Source organism: Tsukamurella pseudospumae (genome assembly GCF_001575205.1).
Lineage (GTDB): Bacteria > Actinomycetota > Actinomycetes > Mycobacteriales > Mycobacteriaceae > Tsukamurella > Tsukamurella pseudospumae.
The window spans coordinates 278,963-295,140 of sequence record NZ_LSRE01000002.1 but is presented as its reverse complement, the minus strand read 5'-3'; the positions used below and the strand labels follow the sequence as shown (position 1 = coordinate 295,140).

Here is a 16,178-nt window from a genome sequence, read left to right as displayed (position 1 = left end):
GGCTGACGGCATGATCGAACCGTTCGTGGACGCCGCCTGGGTGCGGGCCAATCCCGGCGTGATCCTCGCCGACACCCGGTGCTACCTCGACGGGCGCTCCACCCGCGAGGCCTACGACGCCGGACACCTGCCCGGGGCGGTGTACGTCGACCTCGACGGCTACCTCGCCGCGCCGGCGTCCCCGGAGGCGGGCCGGCACCCGTTGCCCACGCCGGAGGCCTTCGCCGCCGGGCTCTCCGCGGCGGGCATCGGCGACGGCGCGACCGTCGTGGCCTACGACGACGCCGGCGGCGTCATGGCGGCGCGACTCGTCTGGTTGCTCCGGTCGCTCGGCGAGGACGCCGCCCTGCTCGACGGTCCGCTCGGCCCCCTCGACGACACCGGCACCGTCGTGCCCTCGCCCGCGACCTTCACGCCCAGGCCCTGGCCGGCGGACCGTCTGGCGACGATCGACGAGGCCTCGGCGGGCGCCGTCCCCGTCATCGACGCGCGCCCCGCGGACCGGTTCCGCGGCGAGAACGAGACCGTCGACCCGCGCGCCGGGCACATCCCCGGGGCCGTCAGCGTGCCGTGCCGGGACAACGTGGTCGACGGTGCGCTGCTCCCCGTCCCGGAGCTCCGGGACCGGTTCGAGGCGGCCGGCCTGCGGCCGGGCGAGGACTTCGTCGCCTACTGCGGCTCCGGCGTCTCCGCGTGCCACAACCTGCTCACCGCCGAACACGCCGGCTTCGACAGCGGCCGCCTGTACCCCGGTAGCTGGTCGCAGTACGCGGGCACCGACAGGCCGGCGGCGACGGGCGCGTAACTCAGTTCGGGACCTTGGCGTCCGCGTTGCGGACGAACAACAGTCGGTCGCCGGCCTCGACCACGGCGACGGCGGGTGAGTCGACGCGGTAGAGGTGGCCCTTACGGACCACGCCCAACACGATGTTCGGCAGGTGCCGCGGCGAGCGGCCCACCTCGACGCGGGTCACCTCGCGCTCGGCGATGTTGAAGCCGTCGCCGGGCGAGAGCAGGTCCTCGATCATCTCCACCACCGACGGGGTGGTGGTCGCCATGCCCAGCAGGCGACCGGCCGTCTCTGAGGAGACGACCACCGAGTCGGCACCGGACTGGCGCAGCAGGTGCGTGTTCTCGGACTCGCGGATCGACGCGACGATCTTGGCGCGCGGCGCGAGCTCGCGGGCGGTCAGCGTGACCATCACCGCGGCGTCGTCGCGGTTGGCGCCGATGATGATCGACGCGGCGCGGGGCGCGCCGGCGAGCCGCAGCACGTCGGCCTTCGTGGCGTCGCCGCGGACCGTGACGAGCCCGTCGATCTCGGCGAGCTCGAGAGCGGCCTGGTCGGTGTCGACGACGACGATCTTGCCCGGCTCCATGCCGTCGTTGATCATCGCGCTCACCGCGGTCCGGCCCTTCGTGCCGTAGCCCACGACGATCGTGTGGTTGTGCACAGCAGACCTCCAGCGTTGGATCTTGAACGCCTGGCGGGACCGCTCCGTGAGCACCTGGAGCGTGGTTCCGACCAAGACGATGAGGAAGAGGATGCGCAACGGGGTGATCAACAGGACGTTGACCAGGCGCGCTCCCTGGGTGACCGGCGTGATGTCGCCGTAGCCGGTGGTCGAGAGGGAGACCGTCGCGTAGTAGAGGCAGTCGAGGAAGCTCAGCCGGTTCGTGTCGGTGTACTTGCCCTCGATCGCGGAGTCGCGGTACCCGTCGCGCTCGAGGTACACCACGATCACGGCGACGAAGAGCGCGGCGAGCGCCACCAGAATGCGGACGCCGATGGCGCGCCACGGATTCGTCGAGTCCCCGGCGGGGATGCGCAGGACACTGACCAACGCGTGGTCGGGGAGGTCCGTCAACTCGGATCTACTCCGGCGACGGAACTTACTGCGTGCAGTCATACCTGTCCTGGACGATCCTTCGCACGAACGCTGGGCACTACCTGTCCGGTCTAGCACGTCCCCGGAGCCGACGTGCAATCTGCCACAATCTTCAGATGGTGTCCACAGACCGCCCCGCCCGCCGCACCGACAAGGCCGCGAAGGGCATGGCCCTCTCCCTGGCGGGGATGGGTGTCGCGCATTTCGTCGCCCCGAAGCCCTTCGACTCGATCGTCCCGCCGAACCTGCCCTTCGGGCTCACGCCCCGCCGAGCCACGAGGCTCTCCGGTGTCGCGGAGCTGACCACCGCGGCGCTGCTGGCGTCCCCGACGACGCGCCGGCTCGGCGGCGTGGCGGCCACCGCCCTGTTCGCGGCGGTCTTCCCGGCCAACGTGTACATGGCGCAGCAGTGGTCGGACAAGCCGCTGCCGCTACGGTTGGGCGCCTACGCCCGGCTCCCCCTCCAGCTCCCGATGGTCGTCACGGCCGTCAGGATCGCCCGCGACACCGGCGAGACCGCCTGACCCTCAGCGCTCACCAGCGCTCGTGATCAGGTCCGCGAGACCGGCGTGGTCCAACAGGTCCGACGGTGCCACCGTCTCCCCGGAGCGCACGTAGAAGAACGCCGCCCGCACGTCGTCGACGGGCACGTCCCGCAGCCGCGCCCAGGCCAGACGGTACGCCGCGAGCTGCACGGCGGCCGCCCGCTCGTCGGCGGGCTCGGTGGGCCGGACGCCCGTCTTCCAGTCGACGACCGTGAACCCGCCGCCCGGATCGCGGAAGACCGCGTCCATCCGTCCGCGGACGACGGTGCCGGCTGCGGCGATCTCGAAGGGCACCTCGATGTCGACGGGGGTGCGCGCCGCCCACTCGCTCTCCTCGAACCTGCGCTGCAGCAGGGCGAGGTTCTCGTCCGCGCCCGCGTCACCGTCGGCGGCGCCGGGCAGCTCGTCGAGATCGAGCAGCCGCGACGCCCCGTACCGGCGCTCGAGCCACGCGTGGAACGCGGTGCCGCGGCGCGCGTACGGATTCGGCTTGAAGGGCACCGGGCGCCGCAGCCGGCTCGCGAACGTGGCGGGACTGCGCCGCAGTTCGACGAGCTGGCTCACCGACACCTCGCGCGGCACCGCGACCTCGAGCTCCGCCTCCGCCTGCCGCGCCCGCTCGGCGAGGAGCGCGGTCACCTCGGCGGCCCAGCCGTACGGATCGTCCTCGTCGAGTCCGGAACCGTCGGCATCGGGCTCGGCGGACACCTGCGCGAGCGCCGCCAGGACGCGCTCGGCCCCGGCGTCGATGGCCGGACGGTGCGCCGCCAGGAAGTCGCGCGGCCACGGCGCCTGCACGGGTTCCGCCTCGAGCGGGTTGGGCGCGTCCTCGAGCGGCTCGCCGGCCCACTCCTGCACCGCGTCGGGGGCGTGATCGCGGGCCGCGACGAGGAACCGTGACGGCGCCTTCGGCGTCTTGACGTCCTCACTCCAGTAGTGGCCGGAGAGCAGGAGCACGGACTGGGTGCGCGTGACGGCGACGTAGAACAGCCGCTCGTCCTCGTGCATGTTCATGCCCTTGAGCGCCTTGCGATGCGCGTCCAGCGCGTCCTCGAGATCCTTGCGGTTGTTGCAGTCGGCGAGGTCCAGGCGCGGCACGCCGTCGGTCTCCCCCGGTTCCGCGACGTCGCCGCGCAGCGTCGGCTGCAGCTCGGCGGCACTGGAGAGCCAGGTGGGCATCGCGCGCCCCGACGGGAAGATGCCCTCCGACAGGTGCGGCACCGCGACGACGTCCCACTCCAGGCCCTTCGCCGAGTGCACCGTGAGCACCTGGACGCGGTCGGTGGCGACCTCCACATCGCCCGGCGTCAGGCCGCCCTCGACCCGTTCCGCGGCGGCGAGGAAGCCCAGGAGTCCGGGCAGCGTCGCGGTCGGGCGCTCGGCGTAGGAGACGACCACGTCGGCGAAGGCGTCGAGGTGCTCGCGCCCGGTGGCGCGGCCGCCGAGCTGGCGAGCGGCGCGGATCCGGGTCTCGATGCTCACGCCCAGCACCCGCTCCGCCTCCGCGACGACCTCCGGCAGCGGGTGGCCCAGCCGCTCGCGGACGTGCCGGACCTCCCGGTCGAGCGAGCGGATCTTCGCCAGCCCCGCGGACGAGTAGTTCGCGTCGGGGCCCGGGTCGGCGATCGCGTCGCCGAGGCCGGCCGCGTCGAGGGACTCGGACGGCAGCGTCGCGTCCAGCGCGGCGTCGAGCTGCTCAGCGCTGGACACCGCGCCGGCCGCGGCGCGACCCGTGGTGTGCGCGATCCGCCGCGCTCGGTCCCACAGCGCGCGCAGGTCGGCGGCACCGAGCTGCCAGCGCGGCCCCGTGAGCAACCGCATGGCCGCCGTGCCCGCCAGCGGTTCGACCGCGAGTCGCAGCAGCGCGACGACGTCCTGCACCTCCGGGGTGTGCAGCAGGCCCCCGAGGCCCACCACCTCGACGGGAACGCCCCGCTCGCCGAGCGCGGCTGCGAGCCCGGCGGAGTCGGCGTTGCGGCGGACGAGCACGGCCACCGTCGGCGGCTCCTCCCCCGCCTCGATGCGGCCGCGCCACTGCTCCGCGATCGCGTCGGCGACCCAGTCCCGTTCGTCGATCACCGTGGGGTGCAGGGCGATCCGCAGGTCGCCGGGCGGCGCGTCTGGCCTGGCCCTGAGCTCGGTAACCGGGACGCCGCGGCTGCGCAGGTCCTCGGAGACCGCGTTCGCGAGATCGAGCGCGCTCGTCGGGTTGCGCCAGCTGGTGAGCAGCTCGCGGCGCGGGGCGGGAGATCCGTCGCCCTGCGGGAAGTCGGTCGCGAACCGGGGCAGGTTGGCCGCGGAGGCACCGCGCCAGCCGTAGATCGACTGGATCGGGTCACCCACCGCCGTGACCGCGGCGGCGCCGGCCGCGCCGCCGAACAGCGACGCGAGCAGCATGCGCTGCGCGTGCCCGGTGTCCTGATACTCGTCGAGCAGCACGGCCCCGAACCGCGCGCGTTCCAACCCCGCGACATCGGGATTCGCCAGCGCGAGCTGCGCCGCGAGCCCCATCTGGCTGCCGAAGTCGAGCACCTCCCGTGCGCGCATCTCGGCCGCGACGCCCCGCACCAGCGGGATGAGTCGCCGCCGCTGCTCCTGGATCTCCGCCGCCTTGAGCAGCGCCGCGTTCGGCGCGGCCTTCTGCCGCGGGCCGGGCGGGAGCAGACCGATGAGCCGCTCCAACTCGTCGTCGTCGGCCTCCAGCTGATCGGGCGTGACGAGGTGATCGGCCAGCGCCCCGGACAGGCCCAGCACCGCCTCCGTGAGGTTCGTCGGATTCTTGTCGACCTCGAGCGCGCCGTCCCACCCGGTGACCACGTCGTACGCGATCTGCCACCGCTCGGTCTCCGAGACGAGCCGCACCGACGGCTCGACCGGCAGCAGCATGCCGTAGTCGCCGAGCAGCCTGCCCGCGTAGGCGTGGTACGTGCTGATCTCGGGTTCGACGGTGCGCAGCGACGCCCGGAGCTCACCCGACGGGTCGATCCGGTCGACCACGCCCGCCCCCGCGAGCCGGGCGAGCCGCTTGCGCACCCGGATCATCAACTGCTGCGCAGCCTTCCGCGTGAAGGTCAGCCCCAGCACCTGGTCCGGTGTGACGTAGCGGTTGGCGATCAGCCACACGACGCGGCCGGCCATCGTCTCCGTCTTGCCCGCCCCGGCGCCCGCGACCACCAGGCACGGACCGAGCGGCGCCTCGATGACCGCGCGCTGCTCCTCGGTGGGCGCGAACGCCTGGCCCAGCTCGTGCGCCAGGTCCACCGCCGAAATCAACGGCGCGTGCGGGAACCCCTCAGTCATCGGTGACCGCCCTTCCCTTGTCCACCACCGGACAGCACGACGCCACTGCGCAGTACTGGCACGAGGCGTTCAGCGTGGCCGGGAACACCGGGCCCCGGGTGCGGCGCGCCGCCTCCCGGATCACGCCGAGCCATTCGTCCACGTCCTCGGGTGCCAGTGCGTCCTGCTCACGGACGGTGGCCCCGGTCTTGTTGTGCGACTTCGCGACGTACACCAGCTTGCCACCGCCCGGTGTCTCCGGCACGCCACCGATACCGCCGTGTGCGAGCGCCACCTGATAGGTGCGCAGCTGGGCCTGCGCCTGCCCCTCGGCCTGCGTCGGCAGGGTGCGGCCGGTCTTCACGTCGACCACCACGGCCCGCCCGAGGGCGTCGCGCTCCAGCCGGTCGATCCGGCCGCGGATGCGGACATCGGGGTCGTCGCCGCCCGCCGCGGCGTCTCCGGGTATGACCGCGTCGACGCCGATCTCCACCCCCGCCTCGGTGAGCTCGCCGCGGCTCCCGGCCAACCACGCGCGGAAGGACTCCAGCATCGCCTCGGTGCGCGCCAGCTCCCGCTGTGCGAACCAGTCGGCCTCGAGATCCACTCGGTCCCAGACCTTCTCCAGCGAGCGGGTGACCTCGTCCTTCGGGATCCGCCCGGCGACCGCCTGCACCAGGGTGTGCACCAGGTTGCCGGTGGCCTGCTTGGCCGAGTCCCCATCGCTCCCGCCGAACCGTTCGAGCATCCACCGCAGCGCGCACGCCGACAGCGCCTCCACGTTCGACGGGGACAGCGCCACCGGCCCGTCGTCGGGCTGCCACAGCGGATCGTCGGTGCTCGCGCCGGCGAGGCCGTACCAGCTGTCGGGGTGGGCGCCGGCCACCCGGTCCGCCGCGAGGCGCGCCAGCTGCCGGGCGGCGTGCTCGCGCTCGGCCTCGCCGCGCTCGGGGTCGCAGGCCGCGGTGCGCAGGACCGCGACCAGGGTGCGCAGGTCCAGGGAGGCCGACGGTGCGCTCTCCACCGCCGGGGTGTACGTCTCCGGGTCCTCGTCGCCCGACGGTGCGATGCCCTGCAGGAACCGCGAGGGCACCAGGTCACCCTCGCCGTCCGCGGTGTCGACCGCCGTGATGAGCAGCACGCGCCGCGCCCGCGAGCACGCCACCAGCAGCAGGCGACGCTCCTCCGCGAGCATCGGCAGCGACCGTGAGACCGTGGGCAGAGCGGACGGATCCATGCCGTCGAGCGCGTCCAGCAGTTCGTCCGTGCCGAGCAGCCCGCCGCGGCGGCGCAGGTTGGGCCAGCGCCCCTCCTGCACCCCGGCCACGGCGACCACGTCCCACTCGCGGCCCACTGCGCTGTGCGCGGACAGCAGCGTCACGCCCGGGACGGTGGCCTGACCGCTGCGGCCGCGCGCGCGGTCGGACCGCGGGATCTGCAGCTGCTCCAGGTATTCGACGAACGCGGCGACCGACGCGGTGGGCAGCGTGTCGGTGAAGTCGGCCGCCGAATCGAACAGGCCCATCACCGCGTCGAGGTCCCGATCGGCCTGATCGCCGAGGGTGCCGCCGCGGAGCGCGAGCGCGCCCCACCGGGCCGCCAGACCGGTGGCGGCCCACGCGGCCCAGAGCACCTCCTCGACGGTGCCGTGCTCGGCGGCCGCGCGGGCGGCGCGGACAGCGGCGAGCACCCGCTCGACCGGCTCGGCCTCGAGTTCGGTCAGCACCGCGCGGTAGGGGGCGAACTCGGACGACTCGGTGAGCACCGCGGTGAGGATCTCGGCCGAGCCGCGCTCCTCCGCCGGATCGGCCCGGCGCACCGCGCGGCGCACCCGCCGCAGCGTGAGCGGATCCCCGCCGCCCACGGGGCCGGAGAGCAGAGTGACCGCCTCGGCGGGGTCGATCCCCTCGGGGGTGACGGCCGCGCGCAGCACGAGCAACAGCGCGTGCACGGCGCGCTGCCGCGCCAGCGGCACATCGTCGGCCGGGACGGTGACGGGAACGCCGGCATAGGCGAGTGCGCGCCGCAGGGGCGCGACCGACGCCGACACCGAGCGCACGACGATGGCCATCTCCTCCCAGGGGACGCCGCCGAGCACGTGCTCGCGCCGCAACATCGCGGCGATGGCGTCGGCCTCCTTCGCCGGAGTGGAGAACAGTCGCACCGCGGCCGATCCCGGCCGCGGCCGTTCGGGCGCGACGGCCCCGAAACGGTGCGGCAGCCGGGCCGAGACCCGGTTCACCGCGGCCGCCACCTCCTCCCCGAACCGGAAGCTGCGTTCGAGCAACACGTCCCGCTCGGGCGGAACCTCCATGTTCTGCAGGAACCGCGTGCTGGCGCCCCGGAACGAGTTCACCGCCTGGTCCGGATCCCCCGCGATCACCGTGAGCTCCGTTCCCGTGCCCAGCAGCCGGATCAGCGCCGAGGCCAGCGGGTCGAGGTTCTGCACATCGTCGACCAGCAGGAAGCGGATGCGCTCGCGCTGCTGCGCGAGCAGCGCATCGTCGGTGGCCAGGGCCGTGACCGCAGCGTCGATGAGCTCCGCCGCGTCGACTGCAGGTGCCACCGCCTGCGGCCCGGCGAGCCCGACGGAGCCGCGCAACAGCGTGGTCTCCTGGTACTCGCGCAGCGCGTTCGCCGCCGCGAGCCATTCCCCGCGGTTGTAGCGGCGCGCGAGGTCCTCGATCTCGTCCGGCCCCGCGCCCCGCTGCGCGGCCTGCGCGAACAGGTCGCGCAGCGCGCCCGCGAAGCCGTTCGTGACGAGCGCCGGCCGCAGCCGCTCGGGCCAGAAGGCGCCACCGTCGTCGAGGTTGCCGCGCAGCAGTTCCCGCACCACGGCGTCCTGCTCCGACCCCGTGATCAGCCGCGGCGGCGGACTGCCCGTACCGGACGCCTGGAGCCTCAGTACCGCGAAGGCCAGCGAGTGCACCGTGCGTACCAGCGGCTCCCCGGAGGCGTGCACCCCCTCGCTCCCGGCGAGCACGCGCGCGGAGAGCTCGCTGCGCAGCGCCCCGGCGGAGCGCTTGTTCCCCGCGAGGACCAGCACGGACTCGGGATCGACGAACGGATCGGTGAGCTTGGCGACGGCGATGTCGATCAACGCGGCGGTCTTGCCCGTGCCCGGGCCCCCGCGGATCCGGTACGGCGCCCACCCGCCCATGTCCAGCGGCAGCGCGCCCGACGCCGGAGCGGCGAGCTCCGCGATCGGCCCCACCCATTCGCGGACCGGAGGCGGCTCGGGGGCCGTGTACTGCAGCCGCAGGCGCGGCCGACGGTGCCTGCCCGCACCGTCGCCCCGGGAACCGTCCCCGCGGGAACCACCCGTTCCGCCGCCGACCATCGCGCACCCCCTTCCGATCGCGTCCGTCGATCACATCACAGCCCACCGACATGTCCGCGGCAGGGCAGAATCGGGGCATGCTCAACACCCACGTCTACGGCCCCGACTCCCCCGACGCCACCACGGTGCTCGCGATCCACGGCGTCACCGGCCACGGCGCCCGGTGGCGGCGGTTCGCCGACGACGAGCTGCCCGGCGTCCGCGTGCTCGCCCCGGACCTGCGCGGGCACGCCCGGTCCACGTGGGCCCCGCCGTGGCACTTCGAACAGCACGTCGCCGACCTCGTCGGCGTGCTGGAGCGCCACGCCGTGACGGCCGCGAGCCCCGCCGTGGTGATCGGGCACTCGCTGGGCGGCGCGCTGGCCTGTCGGCTCGCGACGGCGCGCCCGGACCTGGTGCGCGCGCTGCTCCTGCTCGATCCGGCGCAGCAGCTGGACCCGCGGATGTGCGAGACGATCGCCGGGCAGAGCATCGAGTTCTTCGACTTCACCTCGCCCGAGGAGGCCGAGCAGGACAAGACGTCCGGCGCCTGGGAACGGGTGCCGGCGGCGGTCATGGACGACGAGATCGCCGAGCACCTGGTGCGCCGCGACTCCGGCCGCTGGGAGTGGGACATCGGTCTGCCCGCGATGGTCGCGCTGTGGGGCGAGCTGGCCCGGCCGGCCGTCGGCGCACCGTCGGACGTCCCGACGGTTCTGCTGCGCGCCGAGCGCGCCCAGTACGTCAACGACGCGCAGCTCGCGGCGCTGCCGCACGCGGAGGTGGTGACGGTGCCGTCGGATCACATGGTGGCGCAGGAGGTCCCGCACCTGGCCGGCGAGTACGCCCGACGGCTGATCGGCTGACGCCCGTGGCGAAGGTGACCGAGGAGCAGGTGGAGGCGGTACGGGCGCTGATCGCGGCGATCCCGCCGGGCAGGGTGCGCACCTACGGCGACATCGCCGACGAGCTGGACTTGAGCTCGCCGCGGATCGTGGGCTGGGTGATGCGGACCGACGCGTCCGACCTGCCGTGGCACCGCGTGGTCCCCGCGAGCGGGCGTCCCGCGGAACACATCCGCACCCGGCAACTGGAGAACCTCCGCGCGGAGGGTGTGCTCGCCGACGGCGACCGGATCCCGTTGCGCCGCTATCGCGTCTGAGTCGCTACCGGGTCCGATCGAGCTCGGCGGTCCCGGCCGCGAACCGCGTCACCAGCAGGTCGATCACCTCGGGCGCGAGCCCCAGCGGCGCCGCGACCGCATCGGCACCCGCCTCCGCGAGCCGGGCGTGGAACAGTCCGTCGGCCAGTTGGTACGCGGCGATCACGATGCGGTGGCCGGGCGTGCGGATCCGGGAGACGACATCGGCCACCGTCGGCACGCCCGCCGCGAGGAAGCCGACGGGCACGTCCTGTCCCAGCCGCGCGGCGAGGTGACCGGCCATGGTCCGGACGTCGTCGCGGGCGTGGGGGTCGGAAGATCCGGTCGCTCCGAGCACGACCGCGTCGCCGGGCCGCAGCCCCGCACCGTCGAGCCTGCGGACCAGCGCGCCCACGAGAGCCGGATCCGGACCGAGCGGCGCGGTGACGACAGCGCGGGGATGGCCGCTGCGCGCGACGTGCCCGGGCACGTCGGTGTGCACGTGGTAGCCGGCGGCGAGGAAGGCCGGCACGAGCACCGTCGGGATGTCGGACTCGCGCAGCAGGTCCGACGGTGACGGCCCCAGCACGTCGACGAAGGCGACGTCGAGCTGGCCGGTCCGGGCGGCGACGGCGTCCGCGAGCTGGCGGACCATCGCAACGCCGTGTGCCGAGCGCGTGCCGTGGGCGACGAGGATCCGCCGGACAGGCTCGGTCAGAGGAGCCACCGGCCGATCTCGGCGATGTGCTCGAGCCCGGGCAGCGCGTCGGCCTCCGAGCGCGGATGCAGGGCGTGCACCGCGAGCCGGAAGATGAGGGCCCGCAACACCATCTGCGGCCACTCGGGCAGGTCGTTCCAGCGCATGAGCAGGCCGTCGTCGGCCCCGCCCCAGGAGAGCCCGTCGACGGCGACGACCGCGGACGCCCAGGCCGCGGGGCGCCAATAGGGCGTGAAATCGGTGATGCCCGGTGCAGCGGCGCCGGCGAACAGCACCGAGCTCGCGAGGTCGCCGTGCACCAGTTGGGGCTTCGACTCGACCGGGGTGCGCAGCGCGGCGAGCTCGCCGACGAGCTCGACGGCGCGGGCGCGGTGCTCCACGGTCTCGTCGAGTGCGCCGAGCTTGCGCGCCATCGACAGCGGTTTGTCGTCCCATGCGGCGCGGTCGGCGAAACCGAAGTAGTCGACGTCGGTGTACGGGGCCACCGCGGGCGCCGCGAGGAACCGGGGACGCTCGAGCTTCTCCGTCACCTCGTGCAGCCGGTTCGCCATCGAGATGATCTCGTCGTACCGCGGTTCGGGCGATCCCGCGATGAACGTGTCTGCGCGCCACGAGGACACGACGTACCGGCCGTCGGTGGCGCGGAACGGACGCGCCAGGCGCATGCCCTCGACGTAGATGTCCTCGCGGACTTTCGCCGACCACGCCGCGCGGGCGTGGTCGGCGATCAGCGAGAGCACGACCTCGCCGCAGCGCCAGCCGCCGTCCCACTCCGCCCCCAGGGCGATGGGTTCGGTCTCGTCCAGTCCGAAGGTGGAGAGGACGTGCGCGGGGGGTTCGACGGGGCTCACGATAGTGAATCTACCCGCGCGCGGCTGTCGAGGTGGCTAGGCGCGGCCCGGTTCGACGAGGACGATGGGGATCAACCTGTCGGTCTTCTCCTGGTACTCGGCGTACGGCGGGTACGCGGCGACGCCACGGGCCCACCACTCCTCGCGCTCGGCGCCGTGGATCTCGCGCACCGTCCCGGTCATCACAGCGGTACCGTCCTGAACCTCGACTTCGTCATTGCTCAGCAGAGCGGAGTACCAGACGGGGTTGTCGGGGGCGCCGCCCTTCGACGCGAACGCCGCGTAGACGCCGTCGTGCTCGACGCGCATGAGCGGGCGCCGGTAGAGCTTGCCGGACTTGGGGCCGCGGTAGGTGAAGATCACCACCGCCATCCCTGCGACCGACACCGAGGCGGTGGTCCCGGTCTCGTCGATCTTCGCCAGCTGGTCCGCAACCCAGCCGGCCTTCTCCGTTGCGTAATCACCTTCGAGGGCCATGTCCCCACCCTAGAACGATCTTCGGGACAATGGAGGGCGTGCCAGACTCCCGCCCCGTCGTGACCGTCTCCGTCCAGTTCCCCGACCTCACCGCCGGAGAGTTCGACGGTGTCCGTACCCGCCTCACGGCCGAACGGCCGGACCGGCTCGTGGTGCCGCACGAGGCACATCGGTGGTACGCGGCATCGTCGGACCCCGAGACCGTGCGGGGACTGGTATCGGCGCTGCGCGCGGCGGTCGAGGCGCGCACGCTCTCCTTCGACGACGAGGAGGCGCTCGACGACCTGAGCCAGGAGTACGCCGACTGGCTGGAGGAGTCGGAGGAGGTCGACGACGCCGATACCGGAGCGGTCATGAGCTTCTCGGTACATCTCCCCGCACTGGACCGCGACGAGTTCGATGCACTCGCACAGGCGCTGCGAGCGGATCACCCGCGGCGGATCGTGCTCGGCGAGCAGCGCGGGCTCAGCCACCACGAGCTCTCCGAGCGCGACCGGATCGCCGCCCGCGTGCCCGGGATCCGCGCCGCGCTGCGGGGCGAGCGGGTCGGCACCGTCGACGCCCTCCCCCTGGTCGCGCTCCTCAACGACTACGCGTCCTGGCTGTCCGCGAATCCGGTGGGGTGAGTCAGCGGATCGCGGCCACGATCAGCCCACCCAGCCGATCGGGGATCGAGAACTGGGGCCAGTGCCCGGAATCGATCCGCACCACCTCGCGGTCGGTAATCGCGGTGTACTCCTGGACGTGCCCGCTCCACTGAGCGAGCTGCGCCTCGAGCGCGTTCTCGTCGAGACCGCCCATCAGCAGCGTGACCGGGATCCCGTGGCGCCGAGCATCACCCAAGGCGATCGGATCGTGCGGGATGCGCTCCGGCACCGAGCGCGCCAGCGGAGCGGCCTGCGCTCGAACGGCGGGATCGAGGTCGTGGACGTCCTCGTCGTCGAAAAAGTCCCAGCCCGGAAACGGCACGACGCCGTCGACGACCTCGAACTGGTTGATCGGCGCACCGTCGGGCGGCGGGACGGTGTCGACGAACACGACGCGAGCCACGCGGTCCGGGCGCGCGTCGGCGGCACCCCACGCGGCGTTGCCGCCGCCGGAATGCCCCACCAGGACGACCGGGCCGTCGGCCGCGTCGACCGCCGCCGTCACCGAGGCGATCCAGTCGGCGAGCCCCACCTCGGCCGCGCTGTCCGACGGTGCGCCGAGCCCGGGCGGGCGGAGCGGGACCGGACGATGCCCCGCGGCGACGATCGGCGGGAGGACCGCGTCCCAGCTCGCCGCGTCCAACCACAGGCCCGGAATGAGGATGACGTCCATGCCACCCATCCTTCCAGTCCTGCGACTTCGCTTGAACGCCTTCCACGGATCCGGCCCGGCGCTACCGTGGAGCCACCGACAAGTTAGAGGTGGTTCTCATGTATCCCGGAGCGTTCGCAGAGCTCACCCCCGGCAAGCCCGCGGCGATCGACGCCGCCACCGGCGACGTCCTCACCTACGCCCGGCTGAACGACGAGTCCACGCGGCTGGCACACCACCTCCACGCGCTCGGGCTGCGGCGCGGTGACACGATCGCGATCGTGGCGGGCAACGACCTGCGTATCTTCTGCGCCTACGTGGCGGCGATCCGCAGCGGCCTCTACGTGGCGGCGGTGAACTTCCACCTCACTCCCGGCGAGGTGAACTACATCCTCGAGGACTGCGAGGCGCAGGCCCTGTTCGCCGGAGCGGATGTGGCGCAGGCGGTCTCGCAGGCGCGCGAGCTGCCCGCGCTCGCCAGCGCGGGGCACACGATCGCGTGGGGCGGCGACATCGCCGGTTTCGACGACTACGACGCGGTCCTCGCCGCGGCGGACGCGGCACCGCTGATCGATCAGCCGCGCGGCACCGACATGCTCTACTCGTCGGGCACCACGGGCCGCCCGAAGGGCATCCGCATCCCGCTGCCGGAGGGGCGGGTGGACGAGATCCCCGACGCCTACACCGCGATCTTCGCGCCCGCGTACGGCATGGACGCCGACACCGTGTACCTCTCCCCCGCACCGCTGTACCACGCTGCGCCGCTGCGGTTCTGCGGCGTCACGATGTCGGTGGGCGGCACCGTGATCATGATGCACCGGTTCGACCCCGAGGAGGCCCTGGCGCTCATCGAGAAGTACCGCGTGACGCACAGCCAGTGGGTGCCGACCATGTTCGTGCGGATGCTCAAGCTGCCCGACGAGACGCGCGCGCGGTACGACACGAGCAGCCTCAAGGTCGCGATCCACGCCGCCGCACCGTGTCCGGCGGAGGTGAAGCGGTCGATGATCCAGTGGTGGGGCCCGGTGATCCACGAGTACTACGCGTCCACCGAGGCGGCCGGCGCCACCTTCATCGGCCCGCAGGAGGCGCTGGAGCGCCCCGGGTCCGTGGGGAAGGCCGGGCTGGGCGTCGCCCGGATCTGCGGGGCCGACGGTGCCGTGCTCCCCGCCGGGGAGATCGGTACGATCTACTTCGAGCGCGAGGCAATGCCCTTCCAGTACCACAACGCGCCCGAGAAGACCCGGGCCGCACAGCATCCCGACCACGACAACTGGGCCACCACCGGCGACATCGGCTACCTCGACGAGGACGGATACCTCTACCTCACCGATCGCAAGGACTTCATGATCATCACCGGCGGGGTGAACATCTACCCGCAGGAGTCGGAGAGCGCCCTGATCATGCACCCCGCCGTCGCCGATGTCGCGGTGATCGGCGTGCCCGACGCCGAGCTCGGCGAGACGGCGCTGGCCTGTGTGGAACTCGCGCCGGGTGCGACTGCGTCCGACGAGCTGGCGCAGGAGCTGATCGCTTACGCCGGACGAGAGTTGGCCCGCTACAAGCTGCCGCGCGCCGTGCGCTTCGTCGAGTCCCTGCCGCGCACGCCCACCGGGAAGCTGGTCAAGCGACTCATCGCGCTCGACTAACTCTCCGCCGCGAGCGGAGGACGTCGGCCGCCGACGCTCCATCCGCGGAATCATCCGGCGAGCGGCCCTTCCCGGTGGAACCATCGAAGTCGGAGGTCGCCATGAGCAACGAAGCGGAGCGCCCACGGGTGCTCGAGTACCCCGGAAACGGATTCGTGATCACCTGGGAGCCGGCGCGATGTCGCCACGCGGCGGAGTGCGTCCGCGGGCTTCCCCGGGTCTTCGACAACACCCGCCGCCCGTGGATCGTCACCGACGGTGCGACCGCCGACGAGGTCGTCACCGTCGTCGACCGCTGCCCCAGCTACGCACTCGGCTACCGCACGGCCGACGGTCGCAGCCGCACGGCGCCCGATACCGTCCGCTGAGCGACCCCCGACGAGGACCTCACGCCTCGTCCAGGCCCTCTCGCCCACCACGCCGGCGGTAGAAGACCCACGCCGCGCTGCAGAAGGCCACACCCACCAGTGCGGCGATGACGTACGTCGGGCCGTGGCAGGCGTTGGCGATGGACTCCCAGCGGGTACCGACGGCGTAGCCGGCGACCGCGAGGGCCGCCGTCCACGGCAGGCATCCGGCGAAGGTCAGGAGCCCGAACCGCACGGGCGGCATGCCCGCGATGCCGGCGGGGAGGGAGATGAAGGTCCGGATCACGGGTAGCAGCCGGCCGGCGAAGACCGACACCGATCCCCGACGCTGGAACCACTCCTGCGCCCGGTCCAGATCCGACTCGTGCAGGCGCACGTAGCGACCCCAGCGGCGCACGGCGGGGCGTCCGCCCTCCCGTCCGATCCACCAGGCGAGGTAGCTCCCGGCGACGTTGCCGAGCGTGCCGGCCGCGATGACGGCGACGAGGTTGAGGTGGGCGCCGGGCACGGCGCCGGCGGCGAGCGCGCCCGCCAGCAGCATGGTCACCTCGGACGGGACGGGGATGCAGGCGGATTCGGCGAACATGAGCGCGAAGACCGCGAGCAGGCCGAAGCTGACGATGAACTGTTGCATCGTGCCCAC

General features: G+C 73.1%; 15 protein-coding genes. 7 read left to right on the top strand and 8 right to left on the bottom strand.

Annotation, left to right across the window (positions count from 1 at the left end):
* Positions 1-10 precede the first annotated feature (10 nt).
* Positions 11-805, top strand: a complete 795-nt coding sequence (locus AXK61_RS03630; RefSeq protein ID WP_068743834.1) for a sulfurtransferase — start codon at positions 11-13, stop codon at positions 803-805.
* 1 nt (position 806) lies between these two features.
* On the opposite strand, the gene AXK61_RS03625 is transcribed toward AXK61_RS03630, so the two are convergent.
* On the bottom strand, positions 807-1,910 hold the full coding sequence (locus AXK61_RS03625) for a potassium channel family protein (protein ID WP_068571772.1): 1,104 nt from the start codon (positions 1,908-1,910) through the stop codon (positions 807-809).
* A gap of 95 nt (positions 1,911-2,005) precedes the next feature.
* Here AXK61_RS03625 and AXK61_RS03620 point away from each other — a divergent pair, with 95 nt between their 5' ends.
* Entirely contained in the window at positions 2,006-2,413 is a 408-nt protein-coding gene (locus tag AXK61_RS03620) for a DoxX family protein (protein WP_139057972.1), read from the top strand.
* A gap of 3 nt (positions 2,414-2,416) precedes the next feature.
* On the opposite strand, the gene AXK61_RS03615 is transcribed toward AXK61_RS03620, so the two are convergent.
* Positions 2,417-5,734, bottom strand: coding sequence for an ATP-dependent DNA helicase (locus AXK61_RS03615; RefSeq protein ID WP_068743833.1), 3,318 nt, complete (start codon positions 5,732-5,734; stop codon positions 2,417-2,419).
* Positions 5,727-9,053: an ATP-dependent helicase gene (locus AXK61_RS03610; protein ID WP_068743832.1), complete on the bottom strand. Its 3,327-nt coding sequence runs from the start codon at positions 9,051-9,053 to the stop codon at positions 5,727-5,729. Before AXK61_RS03610 ends, AXK61_RS03615 begins: the two co-directional genes overlap by 8 nt.
* Positions 9,054-9,130: 77 nt before the next feature.
* Between AXK61_RS03610 and AXK61_RS03605 the strand changes: the two genes are divergently transcribed.
* The gene (locus AXK61_RS03605; RefSeq protein WP_068571892.1) at positions 9,131-9,898 is read left to right on the top strand and encodes an alpha/beta fold hydrolase; all 768 of its coding nucleotides are present in this window, start codon (positions 9,131-9,133) and stop codon (positions 9,896-9,898) included.
* A gap of 5 nt (positions 9,899-9,903) precedes the next feature.
* Entirely contained in the window at positions 9,904-10,194 is a 291-nt protein-coding gene (locus AXK61_RS03600) for an MGMT family protein (RefSeq protein ID WP_068571778.1), read from the top strand.
* 4 nt (positions 10,195-10,198) lie between these two features.
* On the opposite strand, the gene AXK61_RS03595 is transcribed toward AXK61_RS03600, so the two are convergent.
* Genes AXK61_RS03595 through AXK61_RS03585 form a run of 3 tightly spaced genes read right to left on the bottom strand, consistent with a single transcriptional unit; the run spans position 10,199 to position 12,219 of the window.
* Complete coding sequence (locus AXK61_RS03595; protein ID WP_082789195.1) at positions 10,199-10,900, bottom strand: sirohydrochlorin chelatase; 702 nt, start codon at positions 10,898-10,900, stop codon at positions 10,199-10,201.
* Positions 10,888-11,742, bottom strand: coding sequence for a TIGR02569 family protein (locus AXK61_RS03590; protein WP_068571780.1), 855 nt, complete (start codon positions 11,740-11,742; stop codon positions 10,888-10,890). The genes AXK61_RS03595 and AXK61_RS03590 overlap by 13 nt, the downstream gene beginning before the upstream one ends.
* A 36-nt stretch (positions 11,743-11,778) precedes the next feature.
* A complete protein-coding gene (locus tag AXK61_RS03585; RefSeq protein WP_068571782.1) occupies positions 11,779-12,219 on the bottom strand; it encodes a nitroreductase/quinone reductase family protein in 441 nt (146 codons plus the stop codon).
* A 38-nt stretch (positions 12,220-12,257) separates the two neighbouring features.
* On the opposite strand from AXK61_RS03585, the gene AXK61_RS03580 reads away from it, so the two are divergent.
* The gene (locus AXK61_RS03580) at positions 12,258-12,845 is read left to right on the top strand and encodes a hypothetical protein (protein ID WP_156485546.1); all 588 of its coding nucleotides are present in this window, start codon (positions 12,258-12,260) and stop codon (positions 12,843-12,845) included.
* 1 nt (position 12,846) lies between these two features.
* Here the strand turns inward: AXK61_RS03580 and AXK61_RS03575 are convergent, their stop codons facing one another.
* A complete protein-coding gene (locus AXK61_RS03575) occupies positions 12,847-13,539 on the bottom strand; it encodes an alpha/beta fold hydrolase (RefSeq protein WP_068743829.1) in 693 nt (230 codons plus the stop codon).
* Between the two features lie 98 nt (positions 13,540-13,637).
* Here AXK61_RS03575 and AXK61_RS03570 point away from each other — a divergent pair, with 98 nt between their 5' ends.
* Positions 13,638-15,167 carry an acyl-CoA synthetase gene (locus AXK61_RS03570; RefSeq protein WP_068743827.1) on the top strand — a complete coding sequence of 510 codons (1,530 nt, stop codon included), beginning with the start codon at positions 13,638-13,640 and terminating at the stop codon, positions 15,165-15,167.
* A 101-nt stretch (positions 15,168-15,268) separates the two neighbouring features.
* A complete protein-coding gene (locus tag AXK61_RS03565) occupies positions 15,269-15,535 on the top strand; it encodes a (4Fe-4S)-binding protein (RefSeq protein WP_068571787.1) in 267 nt (88 codons plus the stop codon).
* A 19-nt stretch (positions 15,536-15,554) separates the two neighbouring features.
* On the opposite strand, the gene AXK61_RS03560 is transcribed toward AXK61_RS03565, so the two are convergent.
* The gene (locus tag AXK61_RS03560; protein WP_068571898.1) at positions 15,555-16,169 is read right to left on the bottom strand and encodes a DedA family protein; all 615 of its coding nucleotides are present in this window, start codon (positions 16,167-16,169) and stop codon (positions 15,555-15,557) included.
* Between the last annotated feature and the right edge of the window lie 9 nt (positions 16,170-16,178).